We start from the raw sequence: 18,136 nt of genomic DNA, 5'->3' as shown, positions 1-18,136 counted from the left end.
TTAGATTCGAATCGTCATGCCATCAGACAATGACTGGCGGTAAGCCCTGAAAGCGGGAATAAAGCCGATAATGATTCCAGCAACTTGTACCAGCATAAGCAGTTTCCACTCATGCGGTGTGATTGCGGATATCGATATGTTGATACCATAACTTTGTTGCACAATAGGAGCAACCACTGCGATCAGCGCAAACAATACTGCAACACCTAATGTAATGCCAAGGAAGGTTAGCGCACTGGCTTCACTGATCAGTAAACCAAACACATGACGAGGTCTTGCGCCCATCGCACGTAGGATAGCCATCTCTCGACGCCTTTCTTGCAAGCTAGTGAGTAGGCTACTGAGCATACCCAATAATCCGGCGACAACAACAAACCCTGAAACAATCAGTAATGCTTGTTCTGCTACAGCCATCATTCCCCACAATTCGTGAAGCGCAATGCCCGGCATAATGGCGCTTAAAGGTTCTTGGCGGTAGTTATTGATTTCTCGTTGCAGTGCGAAGGTTTGGATCTTCGATTTAAGGCCAACCATCATCGCGGTAATCTGCTTCGGTTGGAAGTCACGTTGCTTTAGCGCTTCAGCATTCGGTGTGTGCCCGAGGTTGGCACCTGATTCCCAGCCAACATGAATTGCTTCGATTGCCTCTAGCGATACGTGTACGGTTTTGTCTACTGGTGTTCCTGTTGGCGCGAGTATTCCCACAATCTTGAAGGGCAGATTATCGTGACGGCTAAACGCAACATCACTGATACCGTGCGCAAGAATGATTTGATCACCTATTTTGTAATCTAGCTTCTTCGCGACGTCGGCACCAATCACTACGTCAAATAGCTGATTAAACTCTTTACCTTGTTGGAAAGTAAGTAATTGCTTACTTCCATAGCGATAGTTTTCAAAGTAACTATGATTTGTACCCATCACACGGAAGCCTTTGTGTGAATCGCCCAATGATATTGGTATCGCCCACTTTACAGCGTTGTGCTGGCTAAATTCTTCATAGCTTTTCCAGTCGATGTTGTTGGTCGCATTACCGATTCTAAATACGGAATAAAGCAGCAGGTTTACCTGACCAGAGCGGCCACCGACGATAAGGTCAGTACCTGAAATCGTATTGGCGAAGCTGCTCTTAGCTTCGGTTCTTACACGTTCCACACCGAGTAATAGAATGACGGATACAGCCACAGTGAGAATAGTTAGAATGGCTGTGGCTTTACGGTTGAGTACGCTTTTTAAGGCTAAGTGAGTAATTACTTTCATACGACAACCTTAGCTTGGTTAACGGTTTTTAAATCTATGGTTCGAGTGAACAACTTTTCTAGTGTTGGATCATGGCTAACAAAGATAAGAGTAGAACCTGCCTGGTTGGCTTGTTCTAACAACAGTTCGATAAAAGCTTCTCGGTTGTCATGATCCAAAGCCGAGGTTGGCTCGTCGGCAATAATGATTTTGGGTTGGCCGATCAAAGCACGAGCGGCAGCAACACGTTGTTGTTGACCGATGCTTAACTCGGTAACGGGCTTGTCCATTAAAGCTTGAGGTAGTTTTAATCTGAGTAACAACTCTCGAGCCGTCTCTTGTAAGCTTTTCTGGCTTTCAGCGACTTGCTGTTTACGTATCTGTGAAAACTGGCAAGGAAGCGTCACGTTATCGATAACTGATAGATAAGGAAGCAGGTTAAATTGTTGGAAAATATAACCAATATGATCGGCTCTGAATTTATCTCTTTGACGAGGTGTAAGCTGAGTGAGGTCTTGATCAAGGATAGAGACTTCTCCTTGCTCAGCTTGGTTGATTCCGGTCAGTAGCCCTAACAAAGTTGATTTTCCACAACCACTTGGCCCTTTAATAAAAAGGTGCTCTTGGGCTTGGATGTGAAGAGAGGGGATCTCTAACGTTGGTGGTAATTCAGGCTTCCAACGAAAGCTGATATTTTCGAGTTTGACCACAAGTGATGAACTGTCAGAAGACATGCTAGCTCCAATAATTAAAGCGGTGTATCTACTGGACAGTAATTTGAAACATAAATTCCCAGAACACACCGATTTGAACAGCCAAGTAAGCGATGACTTACCTGGCTGTTTATTTTACGTTTAATCCGATCTAGGAGTGATTAGAATCGGAAACTAATACGCTCTGCGTTAAGCACTTCTTGTACTTGAGCTGTGTCTGTTAGTAGGTTCACCGTCATTTTTTCAGTGTTGCTGAACTTAGAGAACCACTGAGTGCTAACTGTGTCTAGCTTAGCAACATCTGAACATTCATAGTGGTACTCAACAGTGAACTCACCGTGGCCACCTTCTGAGTGATCGTGGCCTTCATGATCGTGGTGGTCGTGACCTTCGTGGTCATCATGATCGTGCTCAGCGTGGTCATGGTCTTTGTGGTCATCATGATCGTGTTCAGCGTGGTCATGGTCTTTGTGGTCGTCATGATCGTGTTCAGCGTGATCATGGTCTTTGTGGTCGCCATGACCGTGTTCCGCATGGTCATGGCCTTCATGGTCGTCATGACCGCCTTCTAAGGTGTTTGCTACTGACTTGAACTTCAGAGTACAACTCGCATTGTTAAAACTAAACAGCTCTTCTGGCTTGTTTAATTGTGCGATAGCCTGTTCAAACACTTTCTTCTGTTCTGCAGTTTTTGGAGCATGTTCAAACCCAACCACATCTGCGCCTGGAGCTGTTACTTCAACAAGCAATTCTTGCCCATCTTGCGCGATGTTTACTTCAACTTGGCCATGTACGTGTGCATCATGAGAGCGGAATTCTTCGTTAGCTAGAGCATTTGTAGAGACAGTCATGCCGATAACAACGGCTAAAAAAGTAGGTTTCATGTTTTTTCCTGAATAAAGGTTAATTAAAAAGTAGTGGTAATTAAGCGATATTTACAGGAGGTGAGCGTGCCAAATAAGCGAAATATAGCTGCTGTAGTGAAGTTACTGACTCTGTAATAGCGACAGTAAATTCCGAATGGAACTCTGGAATCTGTGGTAGTGAGTGCGCTGTGATGAACTGATTAAGCGAAAACAGCTCACAATGGTGTGAAGTGTGGTGCTCTGGTGCGATATCCACAATGTGTGTTGCGGCTAACACGCTTAACATGAGCATAAGCCCAAGCAAGAAGCCTGTTTTGCGTTTCACATTGTTGGGTGTGTTTTGCCACATCAGGATGATTAACCACAGAATTAAAAAAAGGATACTGTTATAATATAACAATATCCTTTGGTTAGGTCTCGAAAAAGACGCGAATATCTTATTAAAGGCTCGCTTTAATCAACTCAATGACTTGAGTGACTTCTGATTCGTTTAATGCACCTTCTTTTACAAACAAGATTTTACCTTGCTTGTCTTGAACGATAATCGCTGAGCTTTCTTCTTTTAGAGCCCATGTTGACGCAACGGCGCCGTCTTCATCTAGGACCATAGAAGACCATGGAAATTCTTCTTTGCTGCTTTCGGCAGAGGACTTAACAAAAGACCCAGTACCCCAAATCGCATCATCTTGGTTGATGATAGTGGTGGTTTGGTAGCTGTCTTCTGAGAATTTCGATGCGGTAATGGCTGCCATCAGTGGTGCGTTGAGCTCTTTAGAGCTGCTGCGGCCAGCGATAGCTTGAACGACGCGAACTTTACCTAGAAGATCATTGGTTGCCCAAGCTTGATATCCAGTATTTCCGTCGTTTAGAACAATCTCACCATAGTTACTCACATCGACGGCAGGCAGGGTAGCGCCTACTGATAGGTTGTGAGCATTGGCGAAGAGTGGAGAGGCTGCGGCTAGAAAAGCCAGTAGAGTTTTGTTTTTCATTATATTTTTGTTCCGCTTATTGGTTTGCACAGGAAGTATAATATGAAATTTGAAAAATGCCTCTTTAACTTTTTTATCGTACGACGTAGAAAGAAGTTGCAGGCTTGTTACCAAAAGGTATAATGCATCAATATCAAGATGAACAATAGATTATCTTGCTGTTTGCTAAAGGAATTAGCGATTAAATGTGCTTTGAACAGCGACGCTGTTCAGGTATGTGACTGTAGTACTCAAATGGAATTGAGGTTGTATTATGTTAAGAAAATTTTCTACTTACCGTCCACGTCAGGTGGCGCGTTTCGTTAAAGTCCTGTTCAAAGGCCAATTTGCTATTGAAGGTGTTGGAGAGTTTCGCTTCGACCAAGGCAAGGTGCTACTTCCTGAAGTTTCAGACAAACAAAAGCTCACTATTTTTAAAGAAGTTAACGGCACCATTGCAGCGTTGCCGGTGTAACTGAGCTTTATCGATTTGTCTTGCACCGAATAGATTAACAATGAAAAGGGCTTCCTGATGGAAGCCCTTTTTTAATGCGTGTCGTTCACGATGGTATGTCGAACGGCACTTTATTGTGTAGGGAAGCACACACCTGTTCCACCCAACCCGCAATACCCATTCGGATTTTTAGCTAGGTATTGCTGGTGGTAGGTTTCTGCGAAAAAATATTTTCCAGCAGGCAGAACTTCCGTCGTGATCTCGTTGCCTAAAGATTCAGTCATTGCTCGTTGATATTCACGTTTAGAGTGCTCAGCGATAGATTGTTGTTCTTCACTGAAGGTGTAAATCGCAGAACGGTACTGAGTCCCTAAATCGTTGCCTTGGCGCATCCCTTGAGTTGGGTCATGACGCTCCCAAAAGGTTTCAAGTATTCGAGCTAGAGAGGTTTGTTCACTATCAAATATGACACGAACGACCTCGGTATGGCCGGTTTGCCCAGTACATACTTGTTCATAAGTGGGATTAACTGTGTATCCGCCAGCGTAACCAACGGATGTTGAAATAACGCCATCCAATTGCCAAAACAAACGCTCAGCTCCCCAGAAGCACCCCATACCAAACAGGACTTCTTGTTGAGAGCCCGTGGGTGCATCGAGCAGGTCGGTTTGATTGACGAAATGGCGCTCAGTGATTCGAATTGGGTCAGCATTTCCCGGTAGTGCGGTTGCTGCAGAAACCAGTTGTTGTTTGTTTAGCATGTTATATTCCTTTTCGCATACGTTTACCGCGCTGGCTTTTATTTAACGTGGGTTCATATTAACTGTTGGTCAATATTGAATAAGTCTTTAAATTAGACCGTGTTATTCCAGGATTTATTACAGACTCAATGCCTATTTAGCGGTATTATTTCTTTTCACTTATTAACGTATTGATAACTTCTTCACCAATTAAACATGATAAGAAAAACTTTACCAGTTCTGATTGGCACTCTATTGTCATCGACGCTCGCTTTCGCTGACGTTTCCCTTGAAATCAAAGGGCTAGATGGAGCGCTTGAGGATAATGTTGATGCTTATCTGAGTGCGATCCCTGAAGAAGAGTATTCGGTTTCACTAAGATTCCAATCCCGCTTGGAATCTATGATTAAAGAAGCCCTGAATGCGTTAGGCTACTACCACCCTAAAATCACATTTACTCACTCCGAAGATGATACCGAAATGACCGTTACGGTTGAGCCGGGAGAGCCTGTTGTTATTTATACTTCAGATATCGTTCTAACTGGTGAAGCCAAGGATGACCCAGACTTTTTAGCCTTGATAGCGAAGAGTAGCTTGTCTAAAGGTTCGACTCTGAATCATGGTAATTATGACTCTTTGAAATCGTCGATCCGCAACCTTGGCTTAGCGAAAGGCTACTTCGATGGTGCTTATGATCTTAGTAAGCTAGAAGTCGCTCCTGAATTGAACCGCGCTTATGTTCGTCTTCATTATAACAGTGGTATCCGCTATCACTTTGGTACTACTCAGGTTACTGGTAGCCAGATAGAAGAAGATAAGGTGCAGTCACTTAAACCATTTGAGGATGGCGAACCTTACTCAATCACCAAAGTCGGTGAGTACAACCAAAACCTGTCCAATACGGATTGGTTCTCCTCGGTATTTGTTGAACCAGATTTAAGCCAGTTAGGCGAAGGCCGAGAGATCCCGATGAAGGTTAGCCTTGCTCCGCAAGCTCGTAACCAAATCGAAACGGGTATCGGTGTCTCAACCGACCTTGGCGTAAAAGGCACTCTGAAGTGGAAAAAACCTTGGGTTAATGAACAAGGCCATAGCTTCAATAGCAGCCTGTCGATTTCTAAACCTGAACAGACGATTACCGCTACCTATAAAATCCCTCTGGATGACGTGCTGAACGACTACTATCAAGTTAAGTACGGTATGAAAAACTTGGATAATCGTGATACCAAGAGTTTGGAGTCAAACTTAGCGCTAGAAAGATATTGGCGACTGGATAACGGTTGGCAACGCACGGTCTTCATTCGATACTTGGTCGAAAACTATGAGCAAGGTTTGCAGGATGATTTAGCGCAATTTGTGCTGCCGGGTATCTCTTTCTCACGCACTCGAACGCGAGGCGGTTCGATGCCGATGTGGGGCGATAAACAAACCATTATGGTTGAAGCGGGTGATGATACCTTGTTATCTGAAACTAAGGTTGTTCGTTTTCAAGGTCAAACCGCTTGGATTCGAAGCATTGGCGACAATCACCGAGGCTTAACTCGACTTCAATTTGGCGGCAACTTTGCCGACGAGTTTGATAAGCTATCTCCCTCCCTAAGATTCTTTGCTGGTGGTGACAATAGCATTCGTGGTTATGGTTATGAGTCGATCTCTCCTCGAGATGAAAGTGGCGCACTAACGGGTGCCAAATTCATTGCAACCAGCTCGTTTGAATACCAATACCGCTTGGTTGGAAACTGGTGGGGCGCAGCATTCTACGACATTGGTGATGCCTTCAATGATAAACCTGAATGGAAACATGGTACCGGCGTCGGGGTTCGTTGGGCGTCGCCCGTCGGCCCTGTGAGCTTAGATTTTGCTTGGGGTCTAGATGCAGCAAAAGGTGATGAGTTCCAGTTACACTTTAGTTTAGGGCCAGAATTATGATCAAAGTGATGGGCAAGTGCATCAAGTGGACGTCGATCTCATTGACGTCTATTTTGCTGTTGTTGATAGCCTTGCTAGGTTTTGTTTTGTTCACCAATCCAGGGTTGAACACTGTGTTGTGGGGCGCTGAAAAAGCGTTGCCACAGCTTAAAGTGGAAAGCACTAAAGGGGCTCTGTTCCCGAGCTTTACGCTTAATAATGTTCAGTTTAAAGATGACAGCCTGCATATAGACACCAAAGTTCAAAAGCTGAACTTGGCGATTAATCCTCGCTGTCTGCTCGACCCTAAGTTGTGTGTCGATCGTTTAGCGATTCAAGGATTGGACTTCGCATTTACTGAACTGCCTCCGGCCTCTACAGAAGAAACAGAACCTACTCCGCCCGTAACATCGGTAAAAACACCGTTGCCAATCGTAATCAACCGTATCGCTTTGTCTGATATCAAGTTGAATATCTTAGGGCATGAAATTGAATGGAGCTTGTTCTCTACGGCTTTGAGTATGCAGGGCGAAAAGCTAACTGTATCGCCAACCTTATTCAATGATCTTAAGGTTAAACTCGCTGAGTCGACAGAAGAACCGCAAGCAGAAAAGGTTGAGCCAAAAGCTGCCGTTAAAACGGCTATCGAATTGCCGGAAGTCTGGATTCCTCTGCAGGTTGTGTTGGAGCGTTTTGACCTCAACCGTTTCACCTTAGAGCAAGAAACACCAATCGTTGTTAACCACCTTGGGCTAGAAGCTCGCGCGGGTAAACACACGGTTGATGTTTCAACTCTCGAACTCGATATGCCACAAGCAAGCGCAAATCTAACGACTAAGGTTGAGCTCAAGGGTGGTTATCCGCTAGAGCTTTCTTTGGATGCGTTAGTGAAAGAAACCGACCTTGCTGGTCAGAAGTTGTCTCTGAAAGCACAAGGCAGCGTGGCTAAGCTAAACCTAGATTCCCAATTTTCTGAGCTGATTGAGGCAAAGTTGTCTGGGGATATTCAACCCTTAGAACCGACTCTGCCATTTGACCTTCTTTTAGAGGGCGGACAAGCACAGTGGCCCCTTACCGGAAAAAGCGATTACCAAGCGACAATTGAGCAATTCAAAGCTGATGGCTCACTAGATGGTTTCAATGTTCTTCTTAAAGGTGAAGCCGATGGTAAGGAAATCCCTGAATTAGCCATTGATCTACAGGGTAAAGGCACGACGGAACAAATTGAGCTCGAGCGTCTAAAGCTCAACACGCTAGGCGGTGAGCTTAACGGTGTCGTTAAAGCGAACTGGAAGAGTCTCGTTAACTGGCAAGCTGACGTGACACTCAAAGATATTCAGCCGGGTCTGCAGTGGCCTGAAGCCGAGGGCAACATTAGCGGAAGCATCGTCACCTCGGGTGAGTTGACGGAAGCGGGCGGCTGGGCGATTGAACTGCCTAAATTGGATATTGAAGGGATCTTGCGAGAATACCCTCTGGATATCGAAGGTCAGTTGTCAGCGTCGGATCGCAGCGCGAGCGGTGAACCAAAACTGAAAACCAGTGGTTTGAGTTTGGCTCACGGTGTTAACTCGATTAAGGCTCAGGGTGAGCTTGATAAGAAATGGGACATGGGTGTTGATATTTACTTCCCTGAGCTTGTAAAAAGCGTCCCTGACTTGAAAGGTAAAGTGATTGGTAACATCCAGCTAAGCGGTCCAACGAAAGAGCCTGAAGTCGATCTCGCTCTAAATGTGGATAAGGTAGATTGGAATAGCGAAGCAACACTAGAATCCTTGTCGCTTAATGGCTCTGTGATTCCTCTGCCATTGCCTGAAGCTCAAGCTGATCTTGAATTAAAAGCTAAGAACTTAACCTATCAAGATCAAAGCGTAGAAAGCATTGCTCTCACGGTGAGTGGTGGTGAGAAGAAACACACAATGACACTTGATGTGATATCCGACATCGTGTCTACAAGCTTAGCTATTTCCGGAGAGTTGATTCAAAAGCCTTCTCTTATTTGGGATGGATCGTTAGACAGAGTCAAAATCACTACTCAGCAAGGTCCTTGGGTATTAGACCAACCTGTCGCGATAAAGGCGGATGTCGATAAGCAGTTTGCTGATGTTCAAGCGCATTGTTGGAACCAATCGGGTTCGAGTGTGTGTTTGGATGAAGACGTTCGTGTCGGAAAATCGGGTGAGGCCAAAGTGGCCATCAATCAATTCGATTTCGAGCAGATTAAAGCCTTTGTGCCTAAAGAGACGCAATTACAGGGCTTAGTCAATGCAACCGCTCATGCTAAGTGGTCTGAACAAGGTGAGCCTGAGGTCACGGTAAGCGTTGATATGCCGAAAGGTCAGGTTGTTCAACAAGTGGGTGAGCCAATCACACTGGGTTGGGAAAGCGTTGCATTGAATGCCCAACTGAAAGACAACAAACTGGATGCCGACTTTAAGTTGGATGTTTCCGATAATGGTGACCTGTCTGGCACGGTGTCGTTACCGGATATTCTTGCCGAAGACAAAATGGTCGATGCGGCAATTAAGTTGACCACGTTCCATCTTGATTTCTTACAACCAATACTAGGTGAATACAGCCTATTGAAAGCCGACCTAGAGAGTGATCTTCAAGTTAAAGGCTCACTGATGCACCCTCAAGTCTTTGGTCAATTCTCTGTTGATGGTATTCAAGTGAAAGGCGATGTTACGCCCGTTGATGTGAAAGATGGTCGCATCGACCTCGAGTTTGATGGTTATAGTGCAAAATTGGATGCGAATGTCGAAACACCTGATGGTCACCTTGATATTGAGGGAACCGGAGATTGGCAAGATCTTAAAGCATGGCACTCTAACGTTAGAGTTTTCGCTGATGAGTTGATGGTTGATATCCCACCTATGGTTAAGGTGAAGGTCGTGCCTGATATGACCATTGATGTCACACCAGAACTGGCGAAAATTACCGGTGATATTGCATTACCATGGGGACGCATTGTTGTTGAAGACTTACCACCGTCAGCGGTTGGCGTCTCTTCTGATCAAGTTATTTTGAATAAAGATCTAGAGCCAGAAAACGAAGATACGATCCCATTCAATGTGATGACGAATATTAATATCTCCATTGGTGATGACTTTAAACTGTCTGCCTTCGGTCTTGAAGGTGATTTGGTCGGTAAGCTCAACGTGGCTCAAAAAGACCAAGGTCCATTTATTACAGGTGAAGTGAACATCGTCGATGGTACTTATCAATCATTCGGGCAAGACCTCTTGATCGAAGAGGGTAAGATCCTAATGAATGGACCACCGGATCAGCCATACGTAGCCATCAACGCGATTCGTAATCCTGATAATACTCAGGATGACGTGACCGCTGGTATTCGAGTGACTGGCCCTGCGACAGAGCCTACCATCGAGATTTATTCTGACCCAGCGATGCCACAAGCGAACGCACTGTCTTATATTTTGCGTGGCCAAGATATCGACGGTGAGTCGAGCGGTTCGATGACAACGACTTTAATCGGTTTGAGTTTAGCGAAGAGTGGTAAGGTTGTTGGTGAAATCGGTGAAGCCTTTGGTGTACAGGACTTGCAACTGGATACTGCAGGCTCTGGCGATGACTCTCAAGTGACGGTAAGTGGTTACATCCTGCCTGGCTTACAGGTGAAGTATGGTGTGGGTATCTTTAACTCGTTAGGTGAGTTTACCGTTCGTTATAGATTGATGCAGGATCTCTATGTTGAAGCTGTTTCTGGCCTAGACAGTGCTGTGGATCTTCTCTATCAATTTGAGTTCGAGTAGAGCCGTATGGGAGGGCATATGCAGCATCTTGTTTTTGTCTATGGAACCTTGAGGCAAGGTCAGTCCAATCACCATTATTTGCAGGGCTGCGATTTATTAGGGCAGTTTGATACACCTAAGGAATACGCACTTTTTGATTTAGGTGCCTATCCGGCGATGATTTTGGGAAAGAAAAGTGTCGCTGGTGAGGTCTATATCATTAACGACGAAATTTTAGAGTCGCTCGATCGGCTAGAAGATGTTCCTGTTGAGTATCGTCGCGAGCAAATAGAGACTATATTTGGATTAGCATGGGTATATTTGTATCAGCTTGATCTAACAGCTAATAAAGAAATACTTTCGGGTAACTGGTGTCAGCGGAACAATGATTCCTAACTAGTTAATCACCTTACGAGACAACAAAAAGCCAGCACTGAGGTGCTGGCTTTTTAATAGCGTTAGTTTGAGAATGAAATGAGAGGGTTACTCAGGGTTCAGCTCAAGAAACTCTTCTACTTTACGTACCATTTTTGTTGAACCAACGAAGAAAGGCACACGTTGGTGTAGCTCAGTTGGTTTGATATCCATGATACGCTGTGCACCGTCTGATGCAATACCGCCAGCTTGCTCCATAAGGAAAGCAATAGGGTTGCATTCATAAAGCAAACGCAATTTACCTTGAGGGTGGCTCTCTGTACTTGGGTATAAGTAGATGCCGCCTTTTAGCAAGTTACGGTGGAAATCAGACACAAGAGAACCAATGTAACGTGACGTGTAAGGGCGGTTATCGCTTGGCTCGCTTTCCTGACAGTATTTGATGTACTTCTTAACACCGGTTGGGAAGCGGATGTAGTTACCTTCGTTGATCGAGTAGATCTTACCTTCATCTGGAATCATCATGTTTTCATGAGATAGGCAGAAGGTACCCAGTGATGGGTCGTAGGTGAAGCCATTTACGCCAGCACCTGTTGTGTAAACAAGCATGGTTGAAGAACCGTAAATCACGTAACCCGCGGCTACTTGCTTGTGTCCTGGCTGTAGGAAATCTTCTTGTGTTGGTGGAGTACCGATCGGTGATACTCGACGGTAGATAGAGAAAATTGTACCAACCGATACATTCACATCGATGTTTGAAGAGCCATCAAGTGGATCCATCAGTACAACGTATTTTGCGTTTTTGTTGAGCTCTTTATTGAAGGCGACAGCTTCGTCTTCTTCTTCACTTGCAACACCACAAACTTGGTCACGAGCTTCTAGAGCCGCTTTAAATTTGTCGTTCGCGTAAAGGTCTAGCTTTTGTTGCTCTTCACCTTGCACGTTGTCTGTACCAACAGCGCCAGTGATGTCGACTAGGCCAGCCTTGTTGATCTCACGGTTAACAATTTTTGCAGCAAGTCGAATAGACGACAAAAGGGATGATAGATCACCGCTTGCATGGGGGAAGTCACTCTGTTTCTCAACAATGAACTCACCAAGGGTGCGCATCTCAGACATGTTATTTCCTTAAACTTCTCTCAATATTAGGGGGGATTTGAGCACTGTAGATTCGGCCTCTTGAGTGGGCTTTATTCATCTAGACGCTTACCTAAATTCTAAAGGTTAGATCTTTTTAATGGTAATGAACTAAGCGACACAGATCTCACTTACTATGTCGACTCAATTTGTTTTGCATTGCCGCTCGCTTTTAATCGCCATTTAATGATAATGAGTGCAAGCCGTTTTAATTAGGCACTGTTTATTTAGCCAAGCGTTTGGAAGCAATTTATGCATATTCATATCTTAGGAATTTGTGGCACCTTCATGGGTGGTGCTGCGGTATTGGCTCGTCAATTAGGTCACAAGGTTACGGGTAGTGACGCGAATGTTTACCCACCAATGAGCACCTTGTTGGAATCACAAGGGATTGAAATTATTGAAGGGTTCGACCCTAGCCAATTAGAACCAAGGCCAGATCTCGTGGTTATCGGTAACGCAATGAGCCGCGGTAATCCGTGTGTTGAGTATGTGTTGGATAACAACCTTAGATACACCTCTGGTCCTCAGTGGTTGCAAGAGTTCTTACTGCATGACCGTTGGGTGTTAGCGGTATCGGGAACGCACGGTAAGACCACGACATCAAGCATGTTGGCTTGGATCTTGGAAGACTGTGGCTATGCACCGGGCTTCTTAGTTGGCGGAGTGTTGGGTAACTTTGGTATCTCTGCTCGCCTTGGTGAAAGCATGTTCTTCGTGGTAGAAGCCGACGAATACGACAGTGCTTTTTTCGATAAACGATCTAAGTTCGTTCATTACCACCCAAGAACCTTAGTGATGAATAACCTAGAGTTTGATCATGCGGACATCTTTGACGATCTTGAAGCGATTAAGCGACAATTTCATCATTTGGTGCGTACTGTGCCAAGCAATGGTCGCATTTTCTCACCTAAGCAAGACAGCGCTATTGAAGATGTTCTAGCTCGCGGTTGCTGGAGTGAAACTGAATCGAGTGGCGAGCAAGGCGACTGGGATGCCAAGAAACTGGTCAAAGATGGCTCTCAATTTGAGGTTTACTTCCAAAATGAATGTGTTGGAACCGTAAATTGGGATTTAGTGGGCGACCACAACGTAAATAATGCTTTGATGGCGATTGCAGCTGCACGTCATGTGGGCGTGACACCTGACCTTGCTTGTGAATCACTAGCTACCTTTATTAATACTAAGCGCCGTTTGGAGTTTAAAGGCGAGGTGGCAGGTGTGTCTGTTTATGACGATTTTGCTCATCATCCAACGGCGATTGAACTTACGCTCGGGGGATTACGTAATAAGGTCGACACTAAGAAAATCATTGCCGTTTTAGAGCCTCGTTCTGCCACCATGAAACGTGGTGTGCACAAAGAAATACTGGCTGATTCGTTGAAGCAGGCGGATTCTACCTACTTATTCCAACCGGATAACATTGATTGGTCAGTTCAAGATGTTGCAGACGCTTGTCACCAACCGGCACACGTGAGTGATGACATGGATGCATTCGTTGCTAAAATTGTCTCAGAGGCACAAGCTGGCGACCAAATTTTGGTAATGAGTAATGGTGGCTTTGGTGGCATTCATCAAAAACTGTTGGATGGATTGGCACTCAAAGGCTAACGGCATCCACGACCTTATAATTTGAAGTAATTGAGAACATGACAAAACACGATAAAGCGATAACCCTTGCTTTCACTGGCGCATCTGGTGCGCCTTATGGCCTGCGTTTACTTGAATGCCTTTTGGCAGCCGACTATCAGGTCTACTTGCTGATTTCATCGGCAGCGCGAGTGGTATTGGCGACCGAGCATGAACTTAAGTTACCTGCTGGGCCAGATGCGGCGAAACAAGCTTTGGTTAAACATCTTGGCTGCGACCCTGAAAAGCTGGTGGTGTGTGGCAAAGATGATTGGTTCTCGCCGGTTGCCTCTGGTTCAGCTGCACCGAAGCAGATGGTCGTTTGTCCATGTTCCGCGGGAAGCTTGGCTTCGATTGCACATGGATTGTCTGATAACCTGATTGAGCGAGCAGCAGACGTAGTCATGAAAGAGCGAGGACAGCTGTTGTTGGTGGTTCGTGAGACGCCATTTTCGACGCTTCATCTAGAGAACATGCATAAGCTTTCGACCATGGGCGTGACGATCATGCCTGCAGCCCCGGGTTTTTATCATCAACCTAAGTCAATTGAAGAACTGGTCGACTTTATGGTGGCGCGTATTCTAGATCACCTTGGTATCGAACAAGGTTTAGTGCCACGTTGGGGTTACGATCAACGTAATTGATCCAAACTTGATAGCTTATTGTTAAAAATCAAATTACAATTCTGAGCACTCATCGGGGAGCGAACCATTCAAATAATGAATGCGAGCTGAGATCAAGCAGGTGCTTGGGACCCGTAAACCTGAACCAGATAATGCTGGCGTAGGAATTGAGTTAGGAACAACCTCTACCGTTCTCCTCCCTCAAACCTGTGCCGCTCAGACCATGGAGAGCGTCCAGTGAAATTCACATTAACTACCCTTGCTGTTACTACAGCTATTTCTTTTTCTGCCTTTGCTGCAGACAACACTTTGACTGTATACACCTATGACTCTTTTGCTGCGGATTGGGGCCCTCGTCCTGCCGTTGAAAAAGCATTCGAAGAGAAGTGTGGTTGTGATGTGAACTTTGTCGCGCTTGAAGATGGCGTGTCTATTCTTAACCGCTTGCGTCTCGAAGGCGGCAACAGCAAAGCTGACATCGTATTAGGCCTAGACAACAACCTAATGGCTGAAGCGAAAGCGACGGGCTTATTGGCTGAGCATAATGTTGATACGTCATCGGTAACGCTTCCTAATGGTTGGAACGACAGCACTTTTGTACCCTATGACTTTGGCTACTTTGCTTTTGTTTACAATAAAGAGAAACTGGAAAACCCGCCGAAGAGCTTGAAAGAACTGGTTGAGCAGCGTGATGATCTTAAGGTCATCTACCAAGATCCACGTACATCAACACCAGGCCAAGGCATGATGCTTTGGATGAAATCAGTATACGGTGATGAAGCGACAGCAGCATGGAAGAAGCTTGCTCAGAAAACAGTGACTGTAACCAAAGGCTGGTCTGAAGCTTACTCAATGTTCCTAGAAGGCGAGTCGGATTTAGTCTTGTCTTACACAACGTCTCCTGCTTACCACATTATTGCTGAGAGCGATTCTAAGTACGCAGCGGCAAGCTTTGAAGAAGGGCATTACACTCAAGTGGAAGTGGCTGCCAAGGTTAAAGGCAGTAAGAACGAGAAACTTGCTGATGAGTTTATGGCGTTTATCCTAAGTGATGAATTCCAAACGGCGATGCCAACAGGTAACTGGATGTACCCAGTGACGGATGTTGAGTTACCAAAAGGGTTTGAGCAACTTACGGTTCCTCAGAAAGCGCTGAGCTTTAGCTCAGAAGAGATCGCCGAGAAGCGTAAGCCATGGATTCGTGAATGGCAGAGTGCACTTACTTTTTAATTTGCTTTTAAAAAATTAGCTTTCTAACTTTCTGTATTTAAAGGTTTGTTCGATGTTAACTGAGCGAACCATTTACGGTAAAAAACAATCTATGATAAAGAAAACACCTAAGGTTGGGATTTGGGTAGCGATACTCATTACTGCCTTCGTGGTTTCAGCAGTTGGGGCATTGCTTAGCAATGCCCCTTCTCTTGATATCAGCCAAGTATGGTCCGATCCTTACTATTGGCATGTAACGAAATTCAGCTTTTATCAAGCGACACTCTCAACAGTGCTGAGTGTTGGCTTTGCTATACCTATTGCTCATGCGCTGTGTCGTAGGCAATTTTTTGGACGCGCTTTGTTGTTAAGGCTGTTCGCGTCGACCTTAGTCCTGCCTGTGTTAGTGGGCGTATTTGGCTTACTTGCGATCTATGGCAATAGTGGTTGGTTAGCTAAGTTTTTGGCGAGCTTCGATATTGAATTGCCATTTTCCATATACGGATTGAATGGTATTTTGCTGGCGCACGTTTTCTTTAACTTGCCTTATGCCAGTCGCTTACTTTTACAAGCGTTAGATACCGTGCCTGCCGAGCAACACAAGCTTTGTGCTCATTTGGGTATGAGTCATTGGAACAAATTCAGATGGGTTGAATGGCCACGTTTAAGACAGCAATTGCCTCATGTGTGTGGCTTAGTCTTCATGCTGTGTTTTACCAGCTTTGCTACCGTGATGGCACTAGGCGGTGGACCTAAATCAACCACTATCGAACTCGCTATTTATCAGGCGATTAAATTCGACTTTGACCTTCAAGCTGGTGCCTTGCTCGCGATATGGCAAATGCTGCTGTGTGGTGTGCTAGCAGTGAGCATTCAACGGCTATCGAAACCTATTTCAGTGACGGCCAGTCAGTTGTCTGAAGAGAAATATTTGGTTAAGGACAGCTGGTGGTCAAAAGCTTGGGATAGCTTTTGGATCATAATAGTCTCAATGCTGGTATTGCCGCCATTAGCTATGGTTATCGTCAGTGGAATTAACTCGCAGGCATTAACCGTACTCAGCAGCGAGCCGTTTTGGGCGGCGTTAATTACCTCGGTTAAAGTCGCGTCATTAGCAAGTGTTATCGCAGTTGGTATTGGTATCGCCATACTGCTGACTAGCCGAGCATGGCGTTTACAGAACAAGAATTTTCGAGCCGATAAAATCGAGCTGATTGGCACTATTATCTTAGTGACTCCGGGGCTGGTGATCAGTACGGGGATCTTCTTATTACTGCGTTCATTCACCGATGTCTTTAGTTTAGCTTTCTTTATCGTGATTGCCGTCAACAGCTTAATGGCGCTGCCTTACGTAATTAAAACCCTAGCTCAACCTATGCTGCATTTGTCTCAGCAGTATCAGTATGTGTGTGCAAGCTTGGGAATGACAGGTTTCACGCGTTTTAGGTTAGTGGAGTGGCGAGCACTGCGTAAGCCGATGGCGCAAGCCTTCTCGATTAGCTTTATGTTGGCGATGGGTGACTTAAGCGCGATTGCTTTGTTTGGTAGCCAAGATTTTAGAACTCTGCCTTTGTACCTATTCCAATTGTTAGGCAGTTATCAAATGGAAGCTGCGGCGGTAGTTTCTGTGAGCTTACTGTTACTGAGTGTCGGCAGTTTTAGCTTAATAGAATTCTTATTTACTCGAAGATCTAAGCTCGATGCTAAAGAATTAAGGAACCGATGATGTTAGTGATGAAAGATGTGGATTACCATTATCACAGAGAGTTGTTTAGCTTTGATTTTCAAGCTGAGCAGGGCGATATTGTTGCGCTTATGGGGCCGAGTGGTGCGGGTAAGTCTACACTGTTGGCGCTAGTTGCTGGTTTCATCGAGCCTACATCGGGTGAGATATCAGTGGCTGGGCAGTCGCTTATTGGTAAAGAAGCACATCAGCGTCCGTTGGCGATGTTGTTTCAAGAGCACAACCTGTTTGCCCATCTCACGGTACGTGAAAATATTGGTTTAGGTCTGCACCCGGGATTAAAGCTTACGGCAACCCAAAAGCTCAAAGTTGAGCAAGCAGCCGCACAAGTAGGTGTTGCAGAGTATTTGGATAGATTGCCTGAGCACTTATCCGGTGGTCAACGCCAGCGTGTCGCGTTAGCGCGTTGTTTTGTCCAACCTCATGATATTTGGCTGCTTGATGAACCTTTCTCTGCGCTTGACCCTTTGCTGCGTGAAGAGATGCTTAGCTTAGTGAAGCGATTAGCGGCAGAGCGAAATATTACGGTCTTGATGGTGACTCACCATTTAGGTGACGCACGCAGTATCGCGAATAAGTTTGTGTTTGTGGCGCTAGGTAAGGTGTTGGTTGAAGACTCGATAGAGGCACTGACGGCGGATCATCCGCAGACAGAATTAAGCTCATTTGTTAAAGCGGGTGAGTGACGACTCATCACTCCTGTGAGTATTTATTGATATTGAGTGCTTCTTGATATCGAGTGCGTCAAAAACAAAAAGACCTAGCATGCGCTA

16 protein-coding genes and 1 riboswitch are annotated in these 18,136 nt (G+C 45.2%); of the genes, 9 read left to right on the top strand and 7 right to left on the bottom strand.

Going from position 1 to position 18,136, the window contains the following annotated elements; translation table 11 throughout:
* The 5 genes from AB4503_RS24420 to AB4503_RS24400 all read right to left on the bottom strand — a co-directional run bounded on the left by AB4503_RS24420 (position 1) and on the right by AB4503_RS24400 (position 3,810).
* Positions 1-1,260: an FtsX-like permease family protein gene (locus AB4503_RS24420; protein WP_017067558.1), complete on the bottom strand. Its 1,260-nt coding sequence runs from the start codon at positions 1,258-1,260 to the stop codon at positions 1-3.
* Positions 1,257-1,973 carry an ABC transporter ATP-binding protein gene (locus AB4503_RS24415; protein ID WP_017058894.1) on the bottom strand — a complete coding sequence of 239 codons (717 nt, stop codon included), beginning with the start codon at positions 1,971-1,973 and terminating at the stop codon, positions 1,257-1,259. Before AB4503_RS24415 ends, AB4503_RS24420 begins: the two co-directional genes overlap by 4 nt.
* A gap of 140 nt (positions 1,974-2,113) precedes the next feature.
* Entirely contained in the window at positions 2,114-2,836 is a 723-nt protein-coding gene (locus tag AB4503_RS24410) for a DUF2796 domain-containing protein (RefSeq protein WP_065584315.1), read from the bottom strand.
* A gap of 40 nt (positions 2,837-2,876) precedes the next feature.
* Positions 2,877-3,167 (bottom strand): DUF2607 family protein, encoded by a 291-nt coding sequence (locus AB4503_RS24405; protein WP_372115839.1) that lies wholly within the window; start codon positions 3,165-3,167, stop codon positions 2,877-2,879.
* 91 nt (positions 3,168-3,258) lie between these two features.
* On the bottom strand, positions 3,259-3,810 hold the full coding sequence (locus tag AB4503_RS24400) for a YtfJ family protein (RefSeq protein WP_017063723.1): 552 nt from the start codon (positions 3,808-3,810) through the stop codon (positions 3,259-3,261).
* A gap of 253 nt (positions 3,811-4,063) precedes the next feature.
* On the opposite strand from AB4503_RS24400, the gene AB4503_RS24395 reads away from it, so the two are divergent.
* A complete protein-coding gene (locus AB4503_RS24395; RefSeq protein ID WP_017058898.1) occupies positions 4,064-4,264 on the top strand; it encodes a DUF1107 family protein in 201 nt (66 codons plus the stop codon).
* 110 nt (positions 4,265-4,374) lie between these two features.
* On the opposite strand, the gene msrA is transcribed toward AB4503_RS24395, so the two are convergent.
* On the bottom strand, positions 4,375-5,004 hold the full coding sequence (msrA, locus tag AB4503_RS24390) for a peptide-methionine (S)-S-oxide reductase MsrA (protein ID WP_372115838.1): 630 nt from the start codon (positions 5,002-5,004) through the stop codon (positions 4,375-4,377).
* Positions 5,005-5,199: 195 nt separating this feature from the next.
* Between msrA and AB4503_RS24385 the strand changes: the two genes are divergently transcribed.
* From AB4503_RS24385 to AB4503_RS24375, 3 genes are read left to right on the top strand one after another with little or no spacing between them, the layout of a single operon-like run.
* Positions 5,200-6,912, top strand: coding sequence for an autotransporter assembly complex family protein (locus AB4503_RS24385; RefSeq protein ID WP_065584316.1), 1,713 nt, complete (start codon positions 5,200-5,202; stop codon positions 6,910-6,912).
* Entirely contained in the window at positions 6,909-10,667 is a 3,759-nt protein-coding gene (locus AB4503_RS24380; protein ID WP_372115837.1) for a translocation/assembly module TamB domain-containing protein, read from the top strand. Before AB4503_RS24385 ends, AB4503_RS24380 begins: the two co-directional genes overlap by 4 nt.
* Before the next feature lie 18 nt (positions 10,668-10,685).
* Positions 10,686-11,042 (top strand): gamma-glutamylcyclotransferase, encoded by a 357-nt coding sequence (locus AB4503_RS24375; RefSeq protein ID WP_017069403.1) that lies wholly within the window; start codon positions 10,686-10,688, stop codon positions 11,040-11,042.
* A gap of 87 nt (positions 11,043-11,129) precedes the next feature.
* Here AB4503_RS24375 and fbp read toward each other — a convergent pair whose 3' ends face one another.
* Positions 11,130-12,140 carry a class 1 fructose-bisphosphatase gene (gene fbp / locus AB4503_RS24370; RefSeq protein ID WP_008220458.1) on the bottom strand — a complete coding sequence of 337 codons (1,011 nt, stop codon included), beginning with the start codon at positions 12,138-12,140 and terminating at the stop codon, positions 11,130-11,132.
* Positions 12,141-12,410: 270 nt separating this feature from the next.
* Here fbp and mpl point away from each other — a divergent pair, with 270 nt between their 5' ends.
* The 5 genes from mpl to thiQ all read left to right on the top strand — a co-directional run bounded on the left by mpl (position 12,411) and on the right by thiQ (position 18,049).
* Positions 12,411-13,769 carry a UDP-N-acetylmuramate:L-alanyl-gamma-D-glutamyl-meso-diaminopimelate ligase gene (gene mpl / locus AB4503_RS24365; RefSeq protein ID WP_065584318.1) on the top strand — a complete coding sequence of 453 codons (1,359 nt, stop codon included), beginning with the start codon at positions 12,411-12,413 and terminating at the stop codon, positions 13,767-13,769.
* Positions 13,770-13,807: 38 nt separating this feature from the next.
* Complete coding sequence (locus tag AB4503_RS24360; protein WP_017058905.1) at positions 13,808-14,431, top strand: flavin prenyltransferase UbiX; 624 nt, start codon at positions 13,808-13,810, stop codon at positions 14,429-14,431.
* A 43-nt stretch (positions 14,432-14,474) separates the two neighbouring features.
* Positions 14,475-14,594, top strand: a riboswitch (TPP riboswitch).
* 53 nt (positions 14,595-14,647) lie between these two features.
* Positions 14,648-15,640 carry a thiamine ABC transporter substrate binding subunit gene (thiB, locus tag AB4503_RS24355; protein ID WP_229647438.1) on the top strand — a complete coding sequence of 331 codons (993 nt, stop codon included), beginning with the start codon at positions 14,648-14,650 and terminating at the stop codon, positions 15,638-15,640.
* 91 nt (positions 15,641-15,731) lie between these two features.
* Positions 15,732-17,345 (top strand): thiamine/thiamine pyrophosphate ABC transporter permease ThiP, encoded by a 1,614-nt coding sequence (thiP, locus tag AB4503_RS24350; protein WP_136973684.1) that lies wholly within the window; start codon positions 15,732-15,734, stop codon positions 17,343-17,345.
* A complete protein-coding gene (thiQ, locus tag AB4503_RS24345; RefSeq protein ID WP_017058908.1) occupies positions 17,345-18,049 on the top strand; it encodes a thiamine ABC transporter ATP-binding protein in 705 nt (234 codons plus the stop codon). Before thiP ends, thiQ begins: the two co-directional genes overlap by 1 nt.
* Positions 18,050-18,136: the final 87 nt, after the last annotated feature.

This window comes from Vibrio sp. 10N.222.55.B11 (genome assembly GCF_041473705.1).
In the GTDB taxonomy this organism is placed as follows: domain Bacteria; phylum Pseudomonadota; class Gammaproteobacteria; order Enterobacterales; family Vibrionaceae; genus Vibrio; species Vibrio crassostreae_C.
Note: the sequence above shows the minus strand (reverse complement) of the source record. Positions and strands in the feature narration are given on the sequence as shown.